Source organism: Phyllobacterium sp. P5_D12, assembly GCF_054049495.1.
The window spans coordinates 1-1,498 of the sequence record NZ_JBFUMG010000816.1 but is presented as its reverse complement, the minus strand read 5'-3'; the positions used below and the strand labels follow the sequence as shown (position 1 = coordinate 1,498).

1 protein-coding gene is annotated in these 1,498 nt (G+C 56.8%); it reads right to left on the bottom strand.

All coding sequences use genetic code 11. The annotated features are described in order from the left end of the window. Positions 1-18: 18 nt before the first annotated feature. Complete coding sequence (locus tag ACXJ5O_RS26710) at positions 19-804, bottom strand: alpha/beta hydrolase (RefSeq protein WP_457302545.1); 786 nt, start codon at positions 802-804, stop codon at positions 19-21. Between the last annotated feature and the right edge of the window lie 694 nt (positions 805-1,498).

Here is a 1,498-nt window from a genome sequence, read left to right as displayed (position 1 = left end):
GCCCTTTCGTGGCGTGATCTATTTGCTGCTGACCGTGGTTTCGTCGGCGGCCTTGCGCGCGGCTTCCGTGATGATGGCCGCCACTTCCTTCGGATGCGACTCGTATACCGAATGGCTTGCACCCTTAATTTCGATCGTATGGCTCTTGGCGCGCTTGTAATACCAACGCTCAAGATCAGGGTTGATAATCTGGTCATTGCCGGCGACCACAGCCCAGCTAGGCTTCGTCTTCCAGGCGGCAGCGGTCAGTGGTTGGGTGAATACGCCGGCTGAAGCAAGGACCTGCGAGCGGGCACCGAACAGTGCCTGTTCTGGGGGAAGGTCAGGAGCGAACAGTTTCGGAAATTGCTCGGGGTCGAGATAGGTGTAGCCATCAGGGGTTTTCTTGATCGCACCCGGGGTCTTAGCGAGCACGCTCGGCGTCTTCTTGCCAAGGGAGCCCTCATCCTCACCGACGTCGGGAGCGTGGGCGGCGATGTAGACCAGACCCACGACGGATGGGTGGACACCCGCTTCGGTTATAACCGAGCCGCCGTAGCTATGGCCTACGAGGAGAGTTGGACCATCCTGCATGTCGAGGACGCGCTTGGTGGCGGCTACGTCATCGGTGAAAGAACTCTCGGGTTCCTGCACGATGGAGACGTGGAACCCTTCCTTCGTCAGAATTTGGAAGATTGGCTTCCAGCCAGACCCATCGACCCATGCGCCGTGAACGAGAACGATGTTTTTAATTGGCTCCGCGGCAGCCGGCTTTGCAAGTGTTGCCAGCGGAAGGAGTGCGCCAAGAGCTAGGCATGCGGTCATATTTCTCATGATCAGGTTTCCTTTGTAGCTGATGTTGGGAGGCTCTCGCCGATCCGGTTTTTAATCGAGTCTAATGTCGCAAATTCGTGCATATCGGCGGAACACGGCGGCCTCGTTCGCCGTTGAGCTGACCGAACCTAGAAAGTAAAAACACCTTGCAGGCATATCTGCTGCCGACGACATCGGCCGTGAGTTGAAGATTAAGCCAGCTTCGACCGGAGCGTAACCAGATCATTGTATAGGTATGCCCAGACTCAGCGGTAGGTTCGCCGATTGGCAGGACCGCAGCGTGCAGCTACTCGGAACGAGGTTGAGATAGCGCACCATTCTTCACTCGCGACAGCAGACCTTGAGAAGGCCACTATTGGCAACTGGCTTCCCGTGCTGACGTCGGCATCTGGCGCGGTTCGGGGGTCAGCATTGTCGGTCCGTCGGATGGCAGAGCGCAKGCAGCGAGCAGGCACTCCCCCATTAGCGACTGCTGATCAGAGAGACACCTCAAACGCCATAATACTATTCGACGGGAGCACGTCTTGGTTATGAGTCAAAGGGATCAGGGTTTCCCTGATTGGGTGATCTTTGTCACCGGGACGTTCCTGCGGATTGCGTCGGAATAAGGACATATAGCGTCAGCCCGTTCGACAAGCTCGTTTATCACGTCTATTTCAACCCCAACAACCGTGATGTGCAGCGT

What these genes read in the sequence shown, in the direction of transcription:
- ACXJ5O_RS26710 (WP_457302545.1), bottom strand. Translation starts at nt 804, where the DNA reads ATGACCGCATGCCTAGCTCTTGGCGCACTCCTTCCGCTGGCAACACTT.